The sequence below is a fragment of the Deinococcus marmoris genome, from assembly GCF_001949125.1.
In the GTDB taxonomy this organism is placed as follows: Bacteria; Deinococcota; Deinococci; order Deinococcales; family Deinococcaceae; genus Deinococcus; species Deinococcus marmoris_A.
In genome coordinates this window covers 1-22,836 of sequence record NZ_MSTI01000097.1, presented here as the reverse complement: position 1 = coordinate 22,836, position 22,836 = coordinate 1, and the positions used below count along the sequence as shown (strand labels likewise).

General features: G+C 64.4%; 23 protein-coding genes and 1 tRNA gene. 17 read left to right on the top strand and 7 right to left on the bottom strand.

Annotation, left to right across the window (positions count from 1 at the left end):
* Positions 1-210: 210 nt before the first annotated feature.
* From BOO71_RS14850 to BOO71_RS14835, 4 genes are all read right to left on the bottom strand, one after another.
* Positions 211-1,128 carry a serine hydrolase gene (locus BOO71_RS14850; protein ID WP_254843176.1) on the bottom strand — a complete coding sequence of 306 codons (918 nt, stop codon included), beginning with the start codon at positions 1,126-1,128 and terminating at the stop codon, positions 211-213.
* Positions 1,129-1,275: 147 nt separating this feature from the next.
* Positions 1,276-2,115 (bottom strand): DegV family protein, encoded by an 840-nt coding sequence (locus BOO71_RS14845; protein ID WP_075833727.1) that lies wholly within the window; start codon positions 2,113-2,115, stop codon positions 1,276-1,278.
* Positions 2,116-2,217: 102 nt separating this feature from the next.
* On the bottom strand, positions 2,218-5,520 hold the full coding sequence (locus BOO71_RS14840) for a heterodisulfide reductase-related iron-sulfur binding cluster (protein ID WP_075833725.1): 3,303 nt from the start codon (positions 5,518-5,520) through the stop codon (positions 2,218-2,220).
* Between the two features lie 112 nt (positions 5,521-5,632).
* The gene (locus BOO71_RS14835; protein ID WP_075833723.1) at positions 5,633-8,644 is read right to left on the bottom strand and encodes a hypothetical protein; all 3,012 of its coding nucleotides are present in this window, start codon (positions 8,642-8,644) and stop codon (positions 5,633-5,635) included.
* A 293-nt stretch (positions 8,645-8,937) separates the two neighbouring features.
* On the opposite strand from BOO71_RS14835, the gene BOO71_RS14830 reads away from it, so the two are divergent.
* The 5 genes from BOO71_RS14830 (at position 8,938) to BOO71_RS14810 (ending at position 13,891) form a co-directional block, all read left to right on the top strand.
* Positions 8,938-9,963 carry an ATP-binding protein gene (locus BOO71_RS14830; RefSeq protein WP_075833721.1) on the top strand — a complete coding sequence of 342 codons (1,026 nt, stop codon included), beginning with the start codon at positions 8,938-8,940 and terminating at the stop codon, positions 9,961-9,963.
* 110 nt (positions 9,964-10,073) lie between these two features.
* A complete protein-coding gene (locus BOO71_RS14825; RefSeq protein ID WP_075833719.1) occupies positions 10,074-11,195 on the top strand; it encodes a vWA domain-containing protein in 1,122 nt (373 codons plus the stop codon).
* Entirely contained in the window at positions 11,195-12,046 is an 852-nt protein-coding gene (gene nudC / locus BOO71_RS14820; protein ID WP_075833717.1) for an NAD(+) diphosphatase, read from the top strand. Before BOO71_RS14825 ends, nudC begins: the two co-directional genes overlap by 1 nt.
* Entirely contained in the window at positions 12,030-13,430 is a 1,401-nt protein-coding gene (locus BOO71_RS14815) for a hypothetical protein (protein WP_075833715.1), read from the top strand. The genes nudC and BOO71_RS14815 overlap by 17 nt, the downstream gene beginning before the upstream one ends.
* The gene (locus BOO71_RS14810; protein ID WP_075833712.1) at positions 13,427-13,891 is read left to right on the top strand and encodes an NUDIX hydrolase; all 465 of its coding nucleotides are present in this window, start codon (positions 13,427-13,429) and stop codon (positions 13,889-13,891) included. The genes BOO71_RS14815 and BOO71_RS14810 overlap by 4 nt, the downstream gene beginning before the upstream one ends.
* Positions 13,892-13,935: 44 nt before the next feature.
* On the opposite strand, the gene BOO71_RS27890 is transcribed toward BOO71_RS14810, so the two are convergent.
* Together BOO71_RS27890 and BOO71_RS14805 are read right to left on the bottom strand one after the other, a co-directional pair.
* A tRNA-OTHER gene (locus BOO71_RS27890) sits at positions 13,936-14,014 on the bottom strand.
* Between the two features lie 127 nt (positions 14,015-14,141).
* Positions 14,142-14,948: a hypothetical protein gene (locus BOO71_RS14805; RefSeq protein WP_075833710.1), complete on the bottom strand. Its 807-nt coding sequence runs from the start codon at positions 14,946-14,948 to the stop codon at positions 14,142-14,144.
* Between the two features lie 234 nt (positions 14,949-15,182).
* On the opposite strand from BOO71_RS14805, the gene BOO71_RS14800 reads away from it, so the two are divergent.
* The 12 genes from BOO71_RS14800 to BOO71_RS14750 all read left to right on the top strand — a co-directional run bounded on the left by BOO71_RS14800 (position 15,183) and on the right by BOO71_RS14750 (position 22,050).
* Entirely contained in the window at positions 15,183-15,374 is a 192-nt protein-coding gene (locus BOO71_RS14800; RefSeq protein WP_075833707.1) for a helix-turn-helix domain-containing protein, read from the top strand.
* On the top strand, positions 15,371-15,541 hold the full coding sequence (locus tag BOO71_RS27885; RefSeq protein WP_175607456.1) for a hypothetical protein: 171 nt from the start codon (positions 15,371-15,373) through the stop codon (positions 15,539-15,541). The genes BOO71_RS14800 and BOO71_RS27885 overlap by 4 nt, the downstream gene beginning before the upstream one ends.
* Positions 15,538-16,071 (top strand): helix-turn-helix domain-containing protein, encoded by a 534-nt coding sequence (locus BOO71_RS14795; protein ID WP_075833705.1) that lies wholly within the window; start codon positions 15,538-15,540, stop codon positions 16,069-16,071. The genes BOO71_RS27885 and BOO71_RS14795 overlap by 4 nt, the downstream gene beginning before the upstream one ends.
* A complete protein-coding gene (locus BOO71_RS14790; RefSeq protein ID WP_075833703.1) occupies positions 16,068-17,159 on the top strand; it encodes a DNA-primase RepB domain-containing protein in 1,092 nt (363 codons plus the stop codon). The genes BOO71_RS14795 and BOO71_RS14790 overlap by 4 nt, the downstream gene beginning before the upstream one ends.
* A 3-nt stretch (positions 17,160-17,162) precedes the next feature.
* The gene (locus BOO71_RS14785; RefSeq protein ID WP_083653462.1) at positions 17,163-18,284 is read left to right on the top strand and encodes an AAA family ATPase; all 1,122 of its coding nucleotides are present in this window, start codon (positions 17,163-17,165) and stop codon (positions 18,282-18,284) included.
* On the top strand, positions 18,278-18,658 hold the full coding sequence (locus BOO71_RS14780; RefSeq protein ID WP_075833701.1) for a hypothetical protein: 381 nt from the start codon (positions 18,278-18,280) through the stop codon (positions 18,656-18,658). Before BOO71_RS14785 ends, BOO71_RS14780 begins: the two co-directional genes overlap by 7 nt.
* Positions 18,655-18,885 carry a helix-turn-helix domain-containing protein gene (locus tag BOO71_RS14775; protein WP_075833699.1) on the top strand — a complete coding sequence of 77 codons (231 nt, stop codon included), beginning with the start codon at positions 18,655-18,657 and terminating at the stop codon, positions 18,883-18,885. The genes BOO71_RS14780 and BOO71_RS14775 overlap by 4 nt, the downstream gene beginning before the upstream one ends.
* Positions 18,886-18,953: 68 nt before the next feature.
* Complete coding sequence (locus BOO71_RS14770) at positions 18,954-19,166, top strand: hypothetical protein (RefSeq protein ID WP_075833697.1); 213 nt, start codon at positions 18,954-18,956, stop codon at positions 19,164-19,166.
* Positions 19,163-19,873: a hypothetical protein gene (locus tag BOO71_RS14765; RefSeq protein WP_075833695.1), complete on the top strand. Its 711-nt coding sequence runs from the start codon at positions 19,163-19,165 to the stop codon at positions 19,871-19,873. Before BOO71_RS14770 ends, BOO71_RS14765 begins: the two co-directional genes overlap by 4 nt.
* Positions 19,870-20,205: a hypothetical protein gene (locus tag BOO71_RS27045; RefSeq protein ID WP_175607455.1), complete on the top strand. Its 336-nt coding sequence runs from the start codon at positions 19,870-19,872 to the stop codon at positions 20,203-20,205. The genes BOO71_RS14765 and BOO71_RS27045 overlap by 4 nt, the downstream gene beginning before the upstream one ends.
* Positions 20,202-21,635 carry a hypothetical protein gene (locus BOO71_RS26425; RefSeq protein WP_083653460.1) on the top strand — a complete coding sequence of 478 codons (1,434 nt, stop codon included), beginning with the start codon at positions 20,202-20,204 and terminating at the stop codon, positions 21,633-21,635. The genes BOO71_RS27045 and BOO71_RS26425 overlap by 4 nt, the downstream gene beginning before the upstream one ends.
* Before the next feature lies 1 nt (position 21,636).
* A complete protein-coding gene (locus BOO71_RS14750) occupies positions 21,637-22,050 on the top strand; it encodes a hypothetical protein (RefSeq protein ID WP_075833691.1) in 414 nt (137 codons plus the stop codon).
* A gap of 477 nt (positions 22,051-22,527) precedes the next feature.
* On the opposite strand, the gene BOO71_RS14745 is transcribed toward BOO71_RS14750, so the two are convergent.
* On the bottom strand, positions 22,528-22,836 hold a 309-nt coding region (locus BOO71_RS14745; RefSeq protein WP_139322960.1), incomplete at its 5' end, for a transposase family protein.

Below are 22,836 nucleotides of genomic sequence, written 5' to 3'. Positions count from 1 at the left end.
TTTCCGTTCCGGGACGGCAAGCAGTTCGCGGGCCTGGGTGATTGCCAGTCCCGTCAGGCTCAGGCGCTGCACTTCCACTGGAATATGGCGCTGCATAGCGTTTCTGTAGCCAGAGCCAGTCAGTTGATGAACCAGCGGGCTGGCCCGCTGGTCTTCAGCATGGAAGACGAAAAACGCCGTGCCTATAACGAATTTTTCGCTGATCGAATTTTATCTCTGTTGCCTGGCGATCTGACTTGCGAAAAATTCGCCCCACAGATCGCCGACCTGCTGCTCCTGGGGGTCAAGGCTGCTTGAAACCTTCCGGACTACTGGTTTCCAGGTCAATGCTGATTTGCCAAAACCCAGCGCCATCACGTCGCGCTGCCATTTGACCGCGCGGGGGGACAGGCCGGGGCGCAGAAATTCGTGGGCCAGCAGCGTTCCCAGCTCATACGGCGTGCTGAGGTTATGAACGCGCAGATCGTTGGCAGGATCGTGCCGGGTGTCGAAATAGCGGTCCAGTTTGTATTGCACGTAATCGGCGCGGTACTTGCGGGCGTCCGCGTCGATCAGGGCAGCCAGCCGCGCCCGGTCCTTCCCGGTGGCCGAGGCCCAGCGCGTGGTGCCGTTGAAGGTGCCCGACAGCCCCGCCTCCGCCACCCACCAGTCGCGGGTGGGCAGGATCAGGCGGGTGCGGCACAGGCCCAGCCCATCGGCCACGTCCTGCACACGCCCCAGGCCCACACGGCGGTGCAGGATGTCGGTAGCGGTGTTGTCGCTGTTGGCGATCATGCGGACGCTGAGGGCCTTGACGTTGCTGCCATCGAAGGGATAACTGCCCAGACTCTGGTTCTCACGGGTCACGTCGAAGCGCTCGTTGGGGCTGAGGCGGCCCGCGTCGAACTCTCGCAGCAAAGCCCACAGCACCGCCTGTTTATAGGTGCTGGCCAGCGGAAAGACGCTGTTGGGATTGGTGCCGACAGCCCTGATGGGTTGCAGCGTGCGGGGATCGATCTCGGCCACCCACAGGCCCAGCCGCCCACTCAGGGCCAGCGGCGGCGGTGGCGCTTTTTTGACGGTGGGTGCGGCAGCCAGACAGCCGTCCGGGCGGGTCTGGACGGGCTGCTGATCCTGAGCGTCAGACACACCCTCTGTGCGAGGCAGCGCCACGGACCCCTGACTTGCTGGGGCTGCCGTGGTTTCAGCAGGTGGCGGGCGGCAGGCCGATAACATCAGGCTGCACGCCATGAGGGCAGCAAATCGCTTCCAGATCGCGCGGTTGCGTCCCACTGTTCAGAGGGGTTCCAGCGTCACGCCCATCGTGCCCGGCCCCGCGTGTGTCGCCACCACCGCGCCGATGCTGTGGTTGCCCAGGTCCAGGAAATCCAGCCCGTCCAGCCCCGCGCGGACTTCCTGCACATAGTCCTCACCGCCCACCGTGGACAGGAAGGTCAGCCGCGCCCCGCCGTGCGAGGTAACGTATTTGCGGGTGTAATCCACCAGATCCTGAACGGCCTTCTTGTGGCCGCGTACCCGCCCGCCAGTTTCCACGCGGCCCTTCCTGACCACCAGAATCGGCTTGATGTTCAGCAGGCCGCCCAGCAACGCCTGCGCCCCGCCGATGCGCCCGTTGATCTTCAGAAAATCCAGCGTATCCACCATGAACCGGATATCGGCCTCTCGGGCTATCCGCTCCAACTCGGCCAGAATTTCCGGCATGGATTTTCCAGCTTTGGACAGTTCGGCGGCCCGCAGCGCGCGCATGCCCAGGCCCATGCTGACCGAACCGGTATCCAGCACGGTGACCTTGCCCTCAAAATCCTGCGCCGCCAGCCGGGCACTGCCCACCGTGCCTGACAACTGCCCGCTGATATGAATGCTGAGAACCTGATCCGCCGATTCCAGCGCTTTCGTGTACACGGCGGCAAATTCGGCGGGGCTGGGCTGAGAGGTGCTGGGCGTCTTCTTGCCCGCCTTGAGGCCCGCGAACAGCTCAGGCGGCGTGATGTCTATGCCATCCTTGTGCATCCTGCCATCGAACAGCACGTACAGGGGCACGCTGACAATCCCGTGCTGGGCGCAGAGTTCCGGGGTCAGGTCACTCGTGGAATCGGTGACGATGGCAATGGTCATGCCCTGATCTTAGCGTGACATTGGATTCTGGCCGACTTTGAACCGGGTGCAAAGGAAAGCGCCGCCCGGGGTGGACGGCGCTGCTATGACGATTTTTAGGGGTCAGTCTTTCTTCTTCGGCACCCACTTCTTGCGGCCAGTCTCGCTGGGTTCAGTGCCGGATTGAGATTCAGTGCCGGATTGAGAGGTGGCCTGCTGGCCCTCCTCCAGCGAGTTCTCGCCCACTTCGGCCAGATGGACATGCTCGGTGATGGGCGTTTCGTTGACGGATTCTGATTGGATGGTCTGCGCTTCAACAGCTTCGGGGACTGGGGCGGCTTCTACCTTCGCTTTGGGCTGCCATTTGGGACGCTCGGTGAAGGTGGCTTGAGCCTCAGCGGGCTGCTCTGCGGCACTCTTATTCACTGGAACAGGCGGGGCGACTCGCTCCGGTTCCACGCTTTCGGCCTGAGCGGAAACCTGCTCGGCTACCCTCGCGTCCACTTTCGCCTTCGGCGTCCACTTTTTACGCTCTCCCCCACTGGACGCGGTTTCGGGCTTGGCTGGAGCTTCGGCAGCAACAGGCTGGACGGCAGTTTCCCCACTGGCTTCAGCTTTCGCCTGGGGCTTCCAGGCTTTGCGGGTGGGTGCGGCCTCAGTAGTTTCGGCGCTGGGAGCGTCAGCGACAGCCTCGGCGCTCACGTCATCTGCCTTTGCGTTGGGATTCCACGCCTTGCGGGCCGGAGCATCGGGAGCAGGTTCGGAGACAACAGGGACGGCGCTCACATCGTCCGACTTGGCTTTCGGGTTCCATGCTTTCCGGGTGGCGATTTCGGCGGGCGGCGTTGCTTCAGCCTGAGCCTCCGTGACCGGGGCCACATCATCCCCACTTCCCCTGGGCTTCCAGGCTTTGCGAGCAGGTGCCTCAGCGGTTTCGGCCTGAGCTTCCGCAACTGGCGCAGCGCTGACCTCATCCGCCCCCGTTTTGGGCTTCCAGCTTTTGCGCGGGGCAGCATCTGCTTCAGGCTTGGCGTCTGCTTCCACTTTCGGCTTCCAAGCTTTGCGCTCGGTCACCGCTTCCGGGTGCGCCGCCTGTGGTTCCGGCTGGGTGTCCGCATTCCCTACCGGACTTCCTGGCTGAGCATTCACCACATCGGCGGAAGTTTCGCCCACCACCGCATCCGGCGCGTCGGCGGAACGGACTTCGCCTGTGCGGTCCATCGGCCCATGATTCATAGGCACAGTTGCATTCGGGGCACTGACCACTTCGGGCTGCTCGGTGGGCGAGGCGTCTGCGACTGGCCCCGTCGGAGCCACCCACTCGCCAGTGGCGCGCTGCATGCTTTCCAGCATCAACTCGGCCACATCCTTGACCACGATGTCGTCGCGCTTCTGCTTTTCGGGGGTACTGTTCAACATGGCCTTGCAGAAGGGACAGCCGACGGCAACGATTTTCCCGGTCTGCTCAAACTCGTCAGAGGCGACTTTGGCCCCGTCCAACCGCGCCTGCAATTCACGGAACCGATTGTCAGAGACGCGCTCGCGGCCCTCCTCCTCCTCCTTCCAGAACTGCGCGCCGCCTGCGCCACAGCAAAAGCTGTTCTCACGCTGGCGTTCCAGATCAAGCACCTCGCCCGCCATCTTGGTAATGAGGTTACGAGGTGCGTCGTACACGCCGTTGTGGCGGCCCAGGTAGCAGGGATCGTGATAGGTCACGTTGTCGGCCAACTGTGCCAGTGGCAGCTTCCCGGCGGCCACCAGCGTTTCCAGGTACTCTGTGTGGTGGACGGTCTTGTAGTTCCCCCCAATCTGCGGGTACTCGTTGCCGATGATGTTCATGCAGTGCGGGCAGGTGGCGACGATCAGCTTGGGGCGAATACTGTTCAGGGTTTCCACGTTCTCCTGCGCCAGCGTCTGGTACAGGAATTCGTTCCCGGCGCGGCGGGCACTGTCGCCGGTACACGCCTCCTTCTTGCCCAGCACGGCGTAATTGACCCCGGCCTTGTCCAGCAGTTGCACGAACGAGCGGGCCACCTTCTGCGCCCCTGGATCGTAGGCGGCAGCGCAGCCCACCCAGTAAATGACGTCGGGTTCGGCGTTCTCGTCAATCGTAGGAACTTTCAGGCCCTCGGCCCATTCCATCCGCTTGTCACGCGAGATGCCCCAGGGATTACTGGCGCGCTCCATGCCCCGGAAGGCGGTCTGAAGCTGCTGCGGAAATTCACCGGCCACCATCACCTGCTGGCGGCGGATGTCAATGATGTCCAGCATCTGCTCGTCCTGCACGGGGCAAACTTCCATGCACGCGCCACAGGTGGTGCAGGCCCACACCGCTTCCTCGCTGATCGCGTAGTGCAGCAGTGGATGCGCGGTGCTGGCCCCGGATTCAAACGGCGCGGCCTTGAGGGTAAAGGGGCTGGGATGCGACGCGATGACGTTCAACTCCATGCGCTTATTGATCTCCAGCGCGGCGGGCGACAGCGCCTTGCCGGTGGCGTTCGCCGGGCACACATCCTGGCAGCGGTTGCACTGAATGCAGGCGTAGGCATCCAGCAGACGCGGCCATTCCAGTTCCTCCAGCTTTTCCACCCCCAGACGCGGCTCGTCGGCCTCCATCGCCTCTTCCAGGCCCTTCATGGGTGGCAGCACGCCGCTGCCCACCGGGCGTTTGAGGGTGTAGTTCAGCGGGGCCATGAAGATATGGATGTGCTTGGTGAACGGGAAATAGGCCAGGAAGACCAGCACGCTGCCCAGCGCCCCCCAGAAGCCGAAGATGCGCCAGCCCTGCAAAGTGGTCTCACTCAGATTGCCGAATAGTACAGAGCCAACCGCATTGGAAAACGGCTGGAAGGCGTCGCCGCCCTCGGCCACCACTTTCGCCGCGTTGCCCAGCACTCGGCTGCCCACATGGAAGAAGATGAACGCCGAGACGATCAGGCTGTCGCGCAGGATGTAATTGTTCTTGAGGAGCGGATGCAGCAGCGTCTTCTCGGTGAAGCGGAAATCGCGTTTGCTGGGCGTGAACAGGCGGCGAACCACCAGCGCCACGACGCCGAACAACACCAGAAAGCTGAGGACATCGGCCAGCAGGTTGTAGACCGCGCCCAGAGGGTTATCGGAATAGATGCCGAACCGGAGATACCCCTCCAGCCCGTCCACCACGTTGACCAACAGGTAAAAGACGAAGCCGTAGAAGATGAAGGCGTGCAGCACACTGATCGCCGTGCGGCGGCGGAAGGTGCGCTCCTGGGTCAGGCTGACCCGGACGGCGTCCAGGATGCGCTTGCCCGGAATGTCAAAGCGGCGTTCGGTGGCGGGTGCGCCCCGGCGAATGCGCAGGTACAGGCGGTAAAAGCCCCACAGGCCGAACGCCCCGGTGATGACGGCGAAAATGAAGAACAGAATTTGATGGATGAGGGGCAGCATGGGAAACCTCCGGGGATGCGGACAGGGCGCGGATAAACGGGATTTATTACACTCGGTTCAAAGAATGCCCGGAGTATAGCGGTCACAGAGAGGCCAGGGAGATCGTCCCAGCTTACGCTTTAGTCTTCTTTTTCACTGGCCTGTCTGCCTTGCTCATCTGCTGCATTTCGTGAAACTTGACTATCGGAATCCCTGCCGGGAAGGGTTTTGATTTGGCCTTCTTTTTCGCGCCAGCCTGCTTTTTCGGGTCAGCCTGTTTCTTCGGGTCAGCCTGTTTCTTCGGGCGGTCCTGCTGGTTCTGGGCGGCTCCACTCCGGGCGGCTGGCAGCGGCCCAGAATGCTCCAGCCACGCCCGCGCCACTGGATCGGCCAGCAACGCCACATCCACCCACTCGCCCTCCGAGTTGGCAGCCAGTTTCACGCGCACCTTCAAGGCCGGATTCAGCACATAGAAGCCCATTTTGACGCGCTGCCACAGCTTGCGGGCGGGAACATACTTGCTGTCCACCTCGGCCCGCGCCAGGACATGATTGAAATACGGGCGTTTGTGGCGGGCTTCCCGCAGGACGGTGAAGGGGAAGTGTTCCAGATTCGTTCGCAGGGCTTCCACATTGAACCCGGCACTTCTCTGGCGCAGTTCAGCGGGCGTCAGTTCCGGATGATGCAGTTCGGAGGCATAACCGGGCCACTGCGCCAGCATCACGCTCAGGAAATAGAACTCCGCGCCCTCGTGGCCCAGACGCACCAGACGGTCCCCCACCAGCACGTCCAGCGCACCGGGCCGCACCCGTTCGTAGACTGGCCCCAGCCAGAGACGGGCATAGTCGGCGTCCTGCATGGCCGTTTCCAGCGCCAGCATGTGCGGCGTGCGCCCGAACAGATCGGTCTGGGTCAGGTCCGCGCCGCGCTCCAGCAGGGCGTCGATCAGGGGCAGGTTGCCCGCCAGCACCGCCAGCATCAGCGGGGTCAGGTTCTCGGGGGTGCGGTAGTCCACACCGTACTTGTCGGCATCACCCAGGACGGCGCGCAGGTTGGGGTCCGCGAACGGTTTGCGGTGCTTGTCCAGCACGGCCTGACGCTGAATATGGCGGTCCTTTTCGTTGTTTCTCAGGTACGACTGCGCGGGCTTGATCTTGAGATCCCTCATCTCCTCCAGCAAAGCCCCGGTGCGGTTGAGCAGCGCGTAATCCAGCAGGTTGCGGGCCAGTTTGGGATCGCCGGGTTTGGCGCGGACCTCGGACTCCAGTCGGCGCAGCACCTCGGGGGTCCAGACCTCCCAGGGTACGTCCCTCTGCTTGAGGATGCGGCGGCGGATGTCCCCGGCCTGTTCCTTCTTGCCCTGCAATTCCAGCTTGCGGGCTTCGCGCTCCCAGTCGTCGCGGCTGGCCTGCCGGACCCCCAGTTGCTCGGCCTCGTTGCCCAGCGTCACGCCCAGCAGCCCCAGCAGCGGGTGACGGGTATCGGACTCCACCAGGATCACGCGGTTCACGGCGCGGGTCACGGCCACGTACAGCGCGTTGACATAGAACTTGTAGATTTCCAGCGACTTGTCGGATTTGTCCTTGGCGCGGCTGTATTTCAGATCGTCTTTCTGGAGGTCTTCGGGCGTCACGCCCTCCACGATCTCGCTGTAGGTGGCCCGCTGGGAGCTGATGAAATTGCTCAGGATGATGTTGGGGTATTCCAGGCCCTTGGCCTCCTGCACGCTGAAGACCAGCGGCGTGCCAAAGGACTTCCTCGCTCCGGCCTTGTCCTCGTCGCGCAGCACCAGCACGGCGTAATCGGTGCTGCCACGCGTCTGCTCGTCCAGATGCCTTTTCACGCGGGCGTCGTCGGGCAAAAAGGTCACGCTGCCGGGATCGCTCGCCACCGCCCGCACCAGAAAATTGCTCTCGCGGTCCACGCTGCCAAAACGGGCGTGCTTAATCTTGAGGAGATCGTTCGCCACTCGCGTCACCTGCGAGGCGTTGCGGAAATTGGCGCGCAGCACGTTGATGGCCTGCCGCTCGGCCAGATCGGGGTCCTTCCACAGCAATGTCTTGACCGCCGCCCACGAGAAGAAATTGGGATGCACGATCTGGTTGCTGTCGCCGCACAGCAGGAATTGCCCCGGTACCTTCAGCGAGGCCAGGATCAGCGCCAGTTGCGCCGCCGTCAGGTCCTGCACCTCGTCTACCACCACGAAGTCGTAATCCGGCGTGGCCGACTTGAGATAGCCCGAGGCCACGATGCTGGAATCGTAAAGCCTGCTGTCCGTGAGCCAGCCCAGGTATTTGCCGAACAGCTCGTACACCTGCGGGCGGTGTTCAGCGTCGTAGATGGACTGCCGCACCCCCAGATTCAGGTAAGCCTCGCGCGCCAGCGGCCCGTCTGGGGAGCTGCTCAGGACGCCACGAAACTCCTCAAACAGTTGGTGGGCGTCGGTGAATTTCAGGCCGGGCTGGCGCGAAAACCAGACCCGGAAGTCTTCAAACGTGACCTCGCGCCCCGGCGGCACGCGCACCGTGTCCAGATACTCGCGGAACGACAGGAACTGCACGTCCTGGGCCTCGTTTTCAAAACCGTGGGCGGCGTAAAGACCCGCCGCACTCTGGGCCAGATACGGCGAGAGGGTCACGTACAGCACCTGCCCCGGCAACTCGCGCAGCTTTTGCAGCGTCAGGGCGGTCTTGCCGCTGCCTGCCGAACCCACCAGAATCACCGGGGCCGGGGTGCGGTAGACCTCGTCCTGGGTGTCGTCAAACGAGATCACCTTGTCCAGCAGGTGAAATTCACTGCGGGTGGGGTGCAGGTAACGCAGTGGCTGGGCCTCGGCCTGCGCCTCATCCGGCGACAGATCGGGCAATTTGGCCTCGTCGATCCGCGCCCCACGCAGAAACCGCGACTTCTCGTAGGCGTGCTGATGGATCACTTCCAGCGCCAGACACACCGTTTCCGGCCCGTGCCGCACGAAGGTCAGCAGCAGGCGGTTGGTGTCGTCCAGCCTAGCGCGGTAGTAGTTGCCCTGCGCCAGCTTCTTGACATCCGGGGTCTTGAAGTCGTCGCGCTCGATGGCCTCACGCACCTTCTTGAGCTGCTTCTTGACACGGCCCGAATCCAGATCACGGTAGGTCAGAAAACGCATGGGGACAGTGTAGAGGGGTTACAGAAGGTGAGGCATGGGATGCAACAGCAGACTCAGCGCTCAGGAAAATTGAACCGGGTTCAAGTCGGTCAGGGTCTGCCGGGTGGGACGGCAAATGCCTGCACCGCGTGTGGCACGAATGCAAGAGTCTCACAGTCCACGCCCCGGCCTGAGCCGGACGGTCACAGACTTTGCCCATCGCACCATTGCCGCCCCAGCAGGCACGCTAGCCTCTGAAGCCTGAGCGTTCCCTGCTTACCCACCTCCCACACCACTCCAAAGGAGCTTTTGCCTTGTCCCTGACTGCCACTGAACTTCAGACTTACCTGTCCGCTTTAATCGCGGGCGAACTCAAACTGTCCACCATGATCTGGGGACCCCCCGGCATCGGCAAGAGCGCCGTGGTGGCGCAGGTGGCCCGCGAGCGCGGCCTGGATTTCGTGGACGTGCGCCTGTCGCAACTGGCCCCCACAGACTTGCGCGGCCTGCCCGTCCCGGAGGCGGATGGTCAGGGCGGCGGCGTCAGCAAATGGTATCCGCCCGAATTCCTGCCACGCGGCGGCCACGGCATCCTCTTTCTGGACGAGGTGAACATGGCCCCGCCCACCATGCAGGGCATGGCGCAGCAACTGATCCTGGACCGCCGGGTGGGCAGTTATGTGCTGCCAGATGGCTGGTTCGTGTGGGCGGCAGGCAACCGCAAGGAGGACCGCGCCAGCGTCTTTGACATGCCCGCGCCGCTGGCGAACCGCTTTCTGCACCTGACCGTGCGGCCCGACTTTGATTCGTGGCGCAGTTATGCGCTGGGCCGCAGCCTGCACGAACACATCATCGCCTTCCTGACCTTCCGCCCGGAGTTGCTGCACCGCCTTGACCCACAGCAGCCCGCGTGGCCCAGCCCGCGTGCCTGGGAAATGGCCTCTGGACTGCACCGCGCCGGGCTGGACGTGGCCCCCGCGATTGGCGAGGCTGCCGGGGCCGAGTTCAGCGCCTTCGTGCGGCTGTACGAGCAACTGCCTGACCTGGGCATCGTGCTGGAGGGCCGGGGCGGTGGGCTGAAGCTGCCGGACGAACCCAGCGTGCGCTACGCCGCCGTCGTGGGGCTGGCTGCCCGCGCCGCCACTGCCGACGCCGCCTACCATGCCTTTATCTGGCTGGCCGACAGCGCCGGGCCAGAGTGGCTGCAACTGTATGTCGCCACCCTGGTCAGCAAGTTCCAGGCCATCGGGCAACTGGGCGATCTGGCCGCACTGGTGGCCCGCGACGAGCGGCTGGCCGCGCTGGTGGAAGGCACGCTGGCGATGTCGGAGGGGATGTAGGTGGATGGTCAAGGGTGGATGGTCGCTGGTCAATGGATGATGGTTGATGGAGCCGGGCCTTTTTCCATCAACCATCTACAATCATCCATCAACGCCGCTCAGGCGGCCCGATGACCCCCGACTTCCGGCACCTGATTTCCGGTTCGCGGCTGCGGATTCGCGGCAAGTCGGCCTTTTTTGCCACGCTGCTGCTGCACGCGGAATTCGTGCCGTCAAAGGAAGTGGCGGCGGCGGGGACGGACGGCGAACGGGTCTACGTGAATCCAGAGGTAGCGGCCTCGCTACCCCCTGACGTGCTGGACGGGCTGCTGCTGCACGAGGTTCTGCACGCCGCGCTGTCGCATGTGGAACGGCGCGGCCCGCGCGAGAAGAAGCGCTGGAACAAATCCGCCGATCTGATCGTCAACGGCATGGTGGAGGCGGCGGGCCTGCCCACACCGCCGACTTCCCGCCGCGATGACCATCTGGAAAAGCTGAGCGTGGAGGAGGTCTACACCGCGCTGATGGCCGAGGGCGAGGAGGACGGCGAGGGTGACGAGGGCGGTGACGATCTGCTGGACGGTCCCCCCAGTGACGCGCCCCCCAAGAATGGCAAAAATCCCTCGTCCGCCGCGAAGCAGTGGCAGCAGGCAATGGCGAAGGCCCGCAGCATGGACGCCATGAGCGGCGGCCAGGGCGACGATCCGCTGGGCGCGCACCGCGAGCTGGCGCGGCTGGCCCCGGCGCGGCTGGACTGGCGGGCGCACCTGTGGCGTTTTCTGGCGCGGACTCCGGTGGATTTTGGAGGCTTTGACCGCCGTTTCGTGGGGCGCGGCCTGTATCTGGAAGCGCTGGACGACGAATCGCTGACCGCGCTGATCGCCGTGGACACCTCCGGCAGCGTGGACGACGAGGCGGTCAAGGCGCTGGTGGGCGAGGTTCAGGGCGTGCTGGGCGCGTACCCGCACGTTCGCGCCACCCTTTATTACGCCGACACCGAGGCGTATGGGCCGCACGAACTGTCCCCTGGCAGCGACATTCCCCCACCACAAGGGGGCGGCGGCACCGATTTCCGCCCTATCTTCGCTCTGCTGGACGATCACGAGCCGGACGTGTTGATCTACCTGACCGACGGTTACGGCGATTTCCCCGAGACGGCCCCGCAGATGCCGACGCTGTGGGTGGTCCCGCCCGGCGGGCTGGAGGATGAGGGTTTCCCCTTCGGTGAGGTCCTGCGGCTGGAGGAAGGGTAATGGTTTCGCGTCCCACACACTTTGAAATTCAATCAGGCGTGCCGCAGGGCGAGGCCCACTGGTTCATCTTCCAGAAGGGCCGCCTGCTGCTGCGCGAGGACGACACCTTGCCCGTAGGCCGCGCGGAGGAGTTTGAGCTTGAGTTGACCAACTCGCTGGGCCAGTTGAATGGTCAGGCGTATGCCGCCGCACAACTGGCAGGCGAAGTTCCTGCTGGATATGCCCTTTCGCCATTGCGTTCATTGTTTGGCCGCCTGAGTGAAGATTTGTTCGGGCTGGCCGGATTTGCCGCACAGGTGGTGGAGTTTGACCGCACACACCAGTTCTGCGGCCACTGCGCCACGCCGCTGGCCTTCACAGGGTACGAGTACGCCAAAGCCTGCCCCAACTGCGGCCTGAGCGTTTACCCGCGTGTGGCCCCGGTGGCGATGGTCCTGATCCGGCGCGGCGCGGGCGCACAGACGGAGTTGCTGCTGGCGCGCGGCCCCAATTTCCCCCCTGACATGTTCTCCGCGCTGGCGGGCTTCGTGCAGCCCTCCGAGACGCTGGAAGCCGCCGCCGCCCGCGAGGTGCTGGAGGAAGTGGGCGTGAATATCAAGAACCTGCGCTACGTCCTGAGCCAGCCCTGGCCCTTCCCCCACTCGCTGATGATCGGCTTTGACGCCGAATACGGCGGCGGCGAGATCGCGCTCCAGCCGGAAGAGATTGAGGACGCGCAGTGGTTCTCCGTCTCCAATCTGCCTGCCCTTCCAGCACCCTTCAGCATCGCCCGCCAGCTCATTGACCGCGCCGTGTCCCTGAGCCTCGGCCCACCAGACCCCTATCCTGTCCCCCATGACCACGCCTTCTGAACTCGATCCACGTACGCTGACCGCCCTGGGGGTGGACGGGGCGCTGGAAGCGGCGGCGCACCCCCGCGCCACGGCGTCGGTGCTGTCGGGCCTGAGCGCCCACCCAGACGCGCGGGTTCGCGCGCGGGTGGCCCGGCATCCCAACGCGCCGCTGGAGGTGCTGGGCGCGCTGGCCGCCGCCTACCCGCAGGACGTGCTGGACAATCCGGGGCTGCCCCTGCTGCGGCTGGCGCGTCCCGGCTTCCTGAACGTGTTTCCGGGAGAGGGGGTGGCGGCGTTGCTGTCCCTGCCCACGGTCCCCGAATGGGTGCTGGACGCCGCGCTGCGCCATGAGGACTACAGCGTGCGAACGGCGCTGGCCTCGCGCCCACAGTTGAGTGAGGTGCGGGTGGCGGCGCTGGCCGGGGACGCGGGCTGGCAGATCCGGGAGGCGGTGGCGAGGCGCTCCGAACTCTCGCCCGCGCTGACCCGCCAACTGGCCGCCGACGACGATTACGACGTGCGAAAAGCCGTGGCCGCCCGCGCCGACCTGCCCGGCGACGTATTGCGGACGCTGGTGCAGGACGGCCACGGTCTGGTGCGCGCCAGTGTTGCCCGCCGTCTGGACCTGCCGCTGGACTGCATGCTGACGCTGGCGGCGGACGGCGATACGGACGTGCTGGCCACCCTGGCCCGCCGGATGGACCTGCCCCGCAACGTGCGTGAATGGCTGGCCAGCAGCGACGAGGCCCTGGTCCGCGCCGCCGCCCTGCAAGCCTGGAGCGTGCCTGCCGCGTGGCTGTTCCGGGCCGAGACCGACGCGGACCCGGATGTGCGCGCCGCCCTGGCCCGCCGTCCAGATGCCTCCGCAGAAGTGTTAGAAAAGCTCGCCCACGACGAGGCCGAATCGGTGCGCCGCGCCGTGCTGGAGCGCGAGGACCTGCCCGAGGGCGCGATCCTGGCGCTGGCCCGCGCCCCCGAGCAGGACATCCGCCTGCATGTCGCCAGCGCCGATCCTCTGCCCGCCAGCGTGCTGGACGTGCTGCTGGCCGACACGGACCCCACCATCCGCACGATTCTGGCGGTACGGCCCGATCTGGGACCACAGCGACTGGCGCGGTTGGCGACAGATGAAAATGCGGAGGTGCGGCGGGCGGTGGCCTATGCCGCAGCGCCGGGATCGGACACGCTGGCGACGCTGGCCCAGGACGCGAATATCGGGGTGCGTCGGGCTGCCGCTGCCCACAAAAACCTCCCGCACGCGTTGCTTCAGGCGCTGGGTGAGGATTCGGACGCCGGGGTGCGGCTGGCCGTGGCAGGCCGCACAGACCTCTCTCCCATCCTGCGCGAACGCCTGCAACACGACGAGGACGCCAGTGTACGGGCCGAGGCCGAGCTGGCATGACCGACATCCGCATTCCGCTGGGTGGCCTGAAATTCAGCGTCCGGGTGGCGATCATCTGCGTGCGGGACGGCAAGCTGCTGGCGAACACCGAATCCGGCATCGGCTTCTGGTATCTGCCCGGCGGCGCGCTCGCCACAGATGAAGATGCCCGAAGTTGTGCCGAGCGCGAATGGCGCGAGGAAACTGGCACGTCACCCGGCGAACTGCGGTTGCTGGGCGTCGTGGAAAACTTCTTCGGCCCGGCGCATCGGCGTCAGCATGAGATCGGCTTTTACTTCCGCATGGACGCCCCGCCCGAACTGCCCGACGAGCCGTTCACCGTGCTGGACAATGCCGAGGTGGTCTGCGAGTGGATTCCGCTGGCCGGGCTTGAGTCGCGCCCCGTCTACCCCCTGATCGTGCGCGAATTGCTGGATGGGGACAATAGAACGGTGCGGCACATCGTGAACCGGGAAGCGTGAACCCAGACAACGAAAAAACCCCGCCCGGAGACGAGGTTTAAACTTGGTGGCCAGAGCCGGACTTGAACCGGCGACCCAACGATTTTCAAGTGTACGGCGGCTCATGTCGGGCCGTTCCATTCCAGTTTACCCGATGGGGATTCGTGCGTCTGGGCGCGGTGTTTCCTGCTTTAACTTTCGAGCGAGAGTACCGCACAGCTTATTTCATGCCCGTTCGTCCCGTATCGGTTGGGCACGCGTTGGGCACGCGTCAGAGTCTGGGCGCTTTCAAAGTGCGGTGATGCCGCACACGGCAAGCGCCGGAGCAATAGACCTTCAGGTGGGCATTCTTGCCGGAAGCCCTGAACCATCTTCCACACTGGCCACACTGACCGAAAGACTCTTCTGTGCCCACCAATTCAGAGAGCATGTGCCAGAGCGCGACCAACAAGCAAGCGGGGCGTATAAACGTCCTGATATTGGCCCGGCTCTGGTCAGTCGTCTTATAAGGCTCCGCAGTAATGCTAATCCCGCCATGCTGGCTCATTTTTTGAGTGATGACTGTCGCTATAAATTGGTGCAATTGGTCTTCAGTGAACTTCTGACTGTAACCGTGATTCTCGACAATTGGAGATGGGCCGATAATGCCAGACGCGGGCCAAGCCATACCGCTACCGTCAGTGAATGTGACACTTACTATTCCGTCTTCGGAAACTTGAATATTATTCAGCACTTCCGCCAGAACAGGTTCTTTTCCTGGCTTAAGACTCACCCAGGCCGAGAGAACCCCTCGGAAAAACTGGGCCTCACGATAAAGGTGGGGCACATTCTCGACACCATCCGGGTCGGTTGTCAAAAGGCCGTATCTATCGCAGAAGGCTGGAAGGTCTTCCGGGTCTGTGACATTGGCAAAGTCATGCAAAAGCGAAGGTTCTTCGTAAGGGTAACCGGCGACAAATCGATCTGTCTTCGCCTTCAGACCTTCTGGAAATCCACCCACGCCTGTATGAAGCAGTTCATAGCCGTCCTGGCAAACGTATTGCATCAACCGGCCCAACTGCGGCCCGCTCTTGCTCATGCCTGCCTGCCTGTGAAACGGCAGTGTAACGGGATAAGCGCCATATGGGCATTGTACTCGTTACACGGGGCATGTAACGTAATGACACGGGAGGACATGCGCGGGAGCAAGACCCACGCAGTACGACACGAAAGCGCGTAGGCATGTCATCCGGCAAAGAAAGCCACGCCTACGCACCCCTAAGCCTGGGCACCCGCAAAGGGCACCCCGCACGACCCCATAGGAGGTCGCACCATGACTCTAACCGCAGAACATCCCACTCGCCTCACCCGGAAGCCGGAAGAGGCCGCTCCCATGCTGGGCATTGGCCGTAACGGCGTCTACGCCCTGATCCGCGCGGGAAAGTTGCGCCATATCAAGGTGGGCCGGAAGATTCTTGTCCCGCTGTCTGCTATCGAAGACTTCCTGAACGGCGGCCAGAAATGAAACGCCCCACGGCGGCTTCCGTGGGGAGTAAGAACAGTTTAGCGCGTTTGCATGAGCTGGCCTGCCTGGACGCCCAGCGCCCCGGCAACATCGGCGCGGGCCTGAAGGTGCTAGAGGCCCTGATGAATCTGGAAGGCTACCGTCCGGCCAAAGGTGGGCGCGCATGAAACACGGTTATGAGCTGCTGACCGTGCGGGACGCTGCCCAGGCCCTTATGAAGTCAGAAAACGCCGTGAGGCGACTGGTCAAGTCTGGCAAGCTGGGCGCGATCCGCGAAGGCGGGCGCTATCTGCTGACGCATGAAGCAATCAAGGGCTACGCGGGCACGCTGCCCCACCCGGTGCCGGTCATGGCCGCCCTGTACGGGGCGCGGCAGATTCTCGCCCTTGATCGGCTCTCTAAAAAGATGTGGCCAGCCCTCAAGCATGACCCCAGCTACCAGAGAAGTGCCGGGGCCTTCGACACCTATTTCATGCCGGACGCGGTGCCCGTCTGTGCGGGCATTGTCGAGGCTGTCGAGGTGCGGGACTATGGCCGCGTGCTAGTGCTGGCGCTTGATCTGGCCCGCGTGCGGGTGGATTACCAGATGCTTTATGCCCCGCTGCCCAGCGCCCAGGACGAGGCCCGCAGCAAGGCGGAAGCCGGCGATCTGATGGCCCCACTCTTCCCCGGTGAGGGTGCTGGGGGTGCGGCATGACCCTTCCCCCTGAAACTGCCGCCTTCTTGGCCCAGCTCACCGGGCGGCACACCTTCCAGACCTTCGACGACCGCCCCGACAAAGACGCGCGGCTGTCCCGCGTGCTGCACGATCCGGCAGAGCTGGCCACTCTGAACCGGCAGGGCGCGGGCATCTTCGTGATGGTCAACGAAGGCGACGGCACAGGCCGGAAGAATGGCAACGTGACCCGCATACGCGTTCACTGTGCGGACTTCGACGGGCAACCCCTCCCCGATCACTGGACCCTTAACCCTTCTCTTCTGATCGAATCCAGCCCCGGCAAGTTTCACGCCTACTGGATTCTCGAAGACGGCGATTCTCCCCCACTGGACAGCATGGCCTTCAATGCCCAGCAAGAGGCGCTGGCCCGCGCGGTGGGAAGCTGCCCGGATGACTGTAAAGGGCTGGCCCGCGTGATGCGCCTGCCGGGCTTCATGCACCGGAAGGGCGAGCCATTCATGACCCGCATTCTCTCCAGTACGGGGGAGCGGTTCACCCTGGCCCAGATCGGGGCCGCCTACCCGCTGCCCGCCCGCGTCCACCCTGCCCCACTGGCCACTCTGCCCAGCGTGCCCACGGGGCCGAACAGCGCCCGGCGCAAATACGCGTTAGCTGCCCTCTACGGGATACGCGACGAGCTGGCCCAGGTGGGCGAAGGCGAGAGAAATAAACGCCTGAACGCGGCGGGCTTCCGGGTGGGACAGTTGGTCGGCGGCGGTCATCTGGACAGCGAAGAGGCCCAGCCGGTTCTATGGCAGGCGGCGGCGGCGGCAGGCTTGCCAGATAACGAGATTCAAAGCACCCTGCCGCGCGCCCTGCGGGACGGCATGGCCTCCCCCGATCCGCTGGCCCAGGTGGGGCAGGAAAGTGGCTGGGGATATGGTGCTGATTTGGTGCAAAACACTATTTGGTGCAAAACCCCACTGCACCAAAACAACACCGTCCCAGAGAGAGAAAATGATTTGGTGCAATGGTGCAAACTCCTCTCCCCCCCTACGGATTCTGAGCCTTCCGGCTGGGGAACGGGTGGGCCAGGATGGGGCAGCGAAGACCGGGGCGGGTGGTAAGCCGTGGCTCTCAAAACCATTGACCTCACGGCCCAGCTTCGCCGGATCGAGTTTCTAGTTCCTGGCCTCTTCCCTCTTGGCTATGTGTCCTTCCTGGCCGCCCGTGAGGGCGTGGGGAAGACGCTGCTGTCTGCGGCGCTGGCATGGCAGATGACCCGCCCAGACGGGCGCGGGGAGTTCCTGGGGCAGCCGGTCAAGCGCGGCCACGTCATCTACCTCAACACAGATGCGGCAGATGGTGAAGCGCGGTCGGTGCGGTTCTGGCTGGAACAGCACAAAGCGGCGTACCCGGATGGCGATATGGACGGCGTGACGGTGCTGGAAAGCACAGGCGCGGGCCTGACGCCGGAAGAGTTAGAGCAACTGCTGACCCTGGCCCGTGAGAAGGAAGCGGTGTGCATCATCATTGACAGCTTCATGGCCACCTTTCCCGGCCTGGACAGCAACAAACTAGATCAGGCCATGCGGCCCATGCTGGCCCTTCGAGCCTTCGCGGCCCAGACCGGCGCGGTGGTCATCGTGATTGACCACCTCCCCAAGAAAGCGGCAAACGAAAGGGAAGGCGACCGGGGCGTGATGGGCAGCACCGGCAAAACCGCCCAGGCCCGCTCTGTGCATCTGCTGACGCGCGTTCCTCCGAAAGAGGTTGAGGGGCGCGAGGTTCTGCGCTGGGAAGTGAGAAAGAACAGCTTTGCAAAGTCCGGTTATGCCCTGGGAATCGAGGTCGACCGGATCGAAGACGAAGATGGGCGCGTGTCTGCCGTCCACCTGGAAGTGTGCGACCTGCCCGCAGAAGAGGACACTCGCGACACACGGGGCGACCGGGCGAAGGCGGCGGTCCTGTCGCTGCTGATCGATAAGCCGGGGCAGCCGCTCACCCATGCGGAGCTGCTGGCAACGGCGATCAAGGGCGGCAACGTCAAGGAACGCAGCGCAAAGCAGGCGGTGAAAGAGGCCCTGGGCACGCTGGGCGCACAGGTGGAAATCATGCAGCTTCCCAAGCGGGGTGCGCCGCGCGTCTACACCTACCGCCCAGAGTTTGCCCTAGAGGACATGCCGCCGATTGCCCAGGACGTGCCCGCCCCTGTGGCCTCCAGACCCCTTGAGGAAGTGCTGACGTGGTAGCGCGTGAGTTACTGCGGGAACTGGAAGCGCGCGGGGTGCGCCTGGCTGTGGACGGTGGGCAACTGACCGCCCGCGCCCCGGCTGGGGCCATCACGCCCGATCTGGCCGCCCAGATCAAGGCGCAGAAAGCCGAGCTGCTACAGGAACTCCAGCGCGCCCCCGCTGGCCTACTGGCCCCACTGCCTGAACCGCTGGCCCGCCTGATCGGGGCGGCCATCTGTGACCACCTGAACCGCCCTCTCCTGCTGCCCGCTGGGATTGTCCCAAACCTGGGGGAATACGTGCTGGCGTGTGCGGCCCAGTACGCGGCAGGCGTCGAACCTGAACGGCAGTTGGAAGCCCTCTGGACAGCGCGTAGGGCGTGGGCGTCATGACGGGCCACGTACCGGACGGCGTGCCTTCGCTGCTGAAAGTGGGCGAAGTGTCGCGCGTGCTGAACGTGAGCGAGCGGCGCGTGAAAGTGTGGCTGGAACGCGGGGCGCTGGCCCATATCCAGCCCACGGGGCGCAGCGGGGCGCGGCTGGTCACTGCCGAGGCGCTGGCCGCCTTCGCCTCACACTGCGGTCTGCCGGTGGACTGGGGCGCGGTGGTGCTGGTCTAAAACGGCTCTTTCGTCCAAAACGGCCAGAACGTATGAAGCGTTCTGGCCGTCTCTTTTAGCCTGCTGGCATGACGAAAAGAGACGGGATGACGTTTGAGGAAGCGATGAAGAGAGACATTCTGGAAGGTGGCCGTGGGTTGAATCCGGGGGACCGTGAGCGCGTCCTTGCCGAACAGGCCGAGGAACAGGCCAAAGTCAAAGCCCAGCAGACAGAGGCCATAGAACGCGCGGTAGACGCGGCCATAGCGAAGGCCCGCACAGCATCGGAGCGCGGCCAGTGAGCGCCGAGCAACTGGAACAGGCCCGCGCTGATCTGGTCAGCCTGGACACCGACACGCCCACCCTTGAGCAGAACGTGACCACTCAGACGGCAGAGCTTGACCGGCTGCGGCGCGAGGCCCGCGCGGGGCGTGCTGACTTCGATCAAGTGGTCGCCCAGCAGACCAGACGGGACGCGGCGGCGGGCATGTTGCAGCAACACCTAGAGGACGTGGCCGCCCAGCGGGGGCTAGTCGAGGAACTGGAAGGCGCGGCGGCAGAATCGGCGGCGGTGGAGGAATTACGCGCTGCATGGGCGGCGGTGAACAAGTCAGCCCAGGAATGGGGGCGCGTGAGTGAAGCATTAGAAGGGCGGCTGAGGGTGGAACTTGACCGGCTGCGCGAGCTGGCCGTCAAACACCGGGAGGCCCAGGCCACGGCGTACCAGATCATGCGGGCGGCGGCGGCACAGGGCAGCGGGCTTGATCTTCAGACTGTGGGGGATCGGCTGGGCCAGCGCCCGACTGGACCGATGGACGGCGCGACACGGGACGCCCAGACCCAGGCGATCACACGCGCCCTGGAATCCTTCGCTGAGCTGGCCGCACCGGACAACGGCGGGGAACTGCTGGCCCTGGCCCGACTGATGGCCCACCGGGCAGCGCCGCGACTTCTGCCGGAAGGTCTGCCGCTGCTGGCGCGGGCGTGGGAAACCCACAGCGCGAGATGAGGCGCTGGTCTAAGGACGTGGTGAGGCCGAAAGCAGCGCCAAAGTCAGACAGGGGCGGGCGCAAACCTAAGCCAGCCGTCAAGCCGTGCCGTGCGCTGGGCGTGGCCGAGGCGCGTGTCCTGCTGCTGGTCCGCTCAGAGTGGCAGACGTTCGACGAGCTGCAAGCCCAGGCGGCGGGCATGGCCCGGTATGAATTGAAAGGACACCTGGGCGTGCTGGGCGTCCTGAGTTTGGTCGAGCTGAACGGGCGGCAGTATCGGCACCGGGCCAGCCCCCGAACAGATGAGGTCATGACCAGCGCGCGGGCCATGCTGGAAGGGTTGCAGCCATGAAGGCCAGAGCCGTTACGGCGCTGAGCATCCTTCCAGAGCGGGAATGGATGAAGCACGTTCAAGAGTTCCAGGCCCCGTACCTGTCGAGTGCAATCATGATCGGGCGGGACTTTTCCACGCCACAGCAGCACGCCCAGGCGGTGCGGGATCACCTGAGAACATTGTGCGCGCGGGCCGAGGTCTGGACACGCACGCAGCCGGGGAACGTGGCGAGCATTCTTGACGGTGGACTGAGGAACATCTTCCACACGCGGCCACTGCCACCCCGGCAGACTGGCCCCGTCCGGTTCAGTGCTGACGATCTGAGCGATCCGGCCCAGCGGGAAGAGTTGCTGGCCGCCGTCATGGAGTCTATTCAGTCTGGAGAAATCCTCTATGACCGGGTTGAGATGGAGCGCAAAGGCTTCAACATTCCAGAAGATGCCCCGCCCAGCGTGCGCCCTGTCTACGGCTACCTTTCTGAAGATTCAGATGCGCGGCTGCTGGACCCACGCCCGCACCTGCGGACATTGGACGGCTACGGGCGGGTCGCGCTGCGCCTATCGCGCGAGCTGCGCCCCTTCACTACGGTCTGCGGCTTTGATCTGAGCGCCCTGACCATTGAGCGCACTGGTCCCGTTGCTCATCCTGTCGGAGCTGCGCCGCTGACTGTGGGTGATGTTGAGCGGCTCAGCACGCCTTTTCTCGCGGGGCAGTCCATCGTGTCACTGATGCAGAAGGCCGAGCGCCCAGGCTCACCCGGCTACCCGACGCCGATTGAGTGGGTGAATGAGGCGGCATGGCCGTGGGCGTACCACGCCGACCCGCTGGGCGTGCTGTGCCTGGATGACCTGAACTGGTACGCCGAGGCGCAGATTCACGGGCCAGTCAGTGCGGCGCACGTTCTGGAGATCGTGAGCGCCGAGCCGCTGCCCGCCGAGGCGCTGGCCGCTGCCCAGCGTTTGGGTGTTCCGGTGCGCCTGCTGACCTTGCCGGAGTCTGAGGCGGGCAGCGTGCGGGCCGATCTGGTGGCCGCGTTCGAGCTGGGGGCGCTGAGTCTGCACGGGCCAATGCACTGGCAGCGGGTGGAACAGAACGCCGTCAAGCTGGCCGAGGCGAGCGGCGGGGATGTGAAGGTCTGCCGCTGGTTTGCCGTGTTCCATGACGCGGCGCGTGTGGCTGAGGACCAGGACAAAGACCACGGGGCGCGCGGCGCGGCGCTGGTCATGAAGTACCGCCATCGGTTGCCCCTGAACGAAGCTCAGTGCTTTCTGCTGATCGAGGCGTGCCGAGGGCATGAGCTGGGCCGGGTGTCTGAAGATCCAACCATCGGCGCGTGCTGGGATGCTGACCGGCTGGAACTGCCGCGCGTGGGCATCATGCCCAGGGTTGAGCTGATGAGTACCGAGGCGGGCAAACTGGCCGCCCAGCAACTACAGGGGAGGGGCTGACATGGGGAAGGCGCGAGGCCAGCCGGACGTACTGAAGGGTCACTACACGATGGGCGCTAGGCCCATGACGCACCTGAGCCATAAGACGCCGGGGCCGATGCCCTATGCGGCCCGCCTGACGGTGCGTGAGGCGTGTCAGGCGCGCGGGCTGAGTGTCTATCAAGTCGCCATGTCCGGCTATGCCACGGGGACGGTAGACCCTGGCACGGTGTACCGGCTGGCCCGTGGGGATACAGGCCGGATCGATCTGGAGACACTGGCGACGGTGGCCGGAATCATTCACACCTTGAGCGGGCAGCCGGTGGCCGTGGCCGAGCTGCTGGCCCTGGAAGCGTTAGATTCCGACAGGGGAAGTAACGCCCAGGTACACGGCGACAAAAGTAGTCATTTATCAGCGGGGACTAACGCCCAGTAGGAATTATTAGGCGTGGATTTGTCATGGGGTCTAGTGGGCTGTGGATTTGTCATGGGGTCTTTTCTATGGGTGGCAAGAACTGGCAAGTCACCGGCAAAGACCCGGCAAGCATTTGAGGCCGTTTCTCCCCCACAGCACAGCCGGAGCAGCCCAGCAAGCACCTTGACCACTGAGCCGAGGCGCGAGGCGCTGGCCCCGGCACTCGCGCCGATCCTGGCAGACCAGCAGCCGGGGCGAAGTCGAGGCGCTGCGCCGGGAGCTGCTGGCCGCCCGCTCTTAAGTCGATGGGGTGCGCGAGCAACTGGCCCGCCTGAAAGTCACGGCACACGCGGCGCTGCCACCGGCCACGGCAGACCAGCAGCCGGGGGGCTTGCGTGGGCTGCTATTCCGGCTGATGAGAATTCGCTGAGAGTGACAATCGAGTGACCGTTTGGTGACGTTCCACAGCCTTTTTCTAGTCTAGACCTCTTGCGAAAGTCAGGCACATTTAGCGGTGGCGTTGCAGATGGCGGCGATGAGGTTGACTCGGAGGCTGAACCGCTTTCGCCGATGGCGATACGTTTCCTTCAACACTCGAAAAATCTTGAGCCGACGAATAACATGCTCAACAGCGATTCTGAAGCGTGCCAGTCGAAGATTTTCTGCTTTCTGTGCCGGAGTGAGCTTGCGTTTCTTGCTCGCTTTGTGCGGTGTATGGCACAGCGGGTGTTGGTGTTGAACGCCCTGATAGCCAGCATCGGCAACCAATTCAGTTTCAGGGTGAATGGCGGTCTGGGAGGCTCGAAA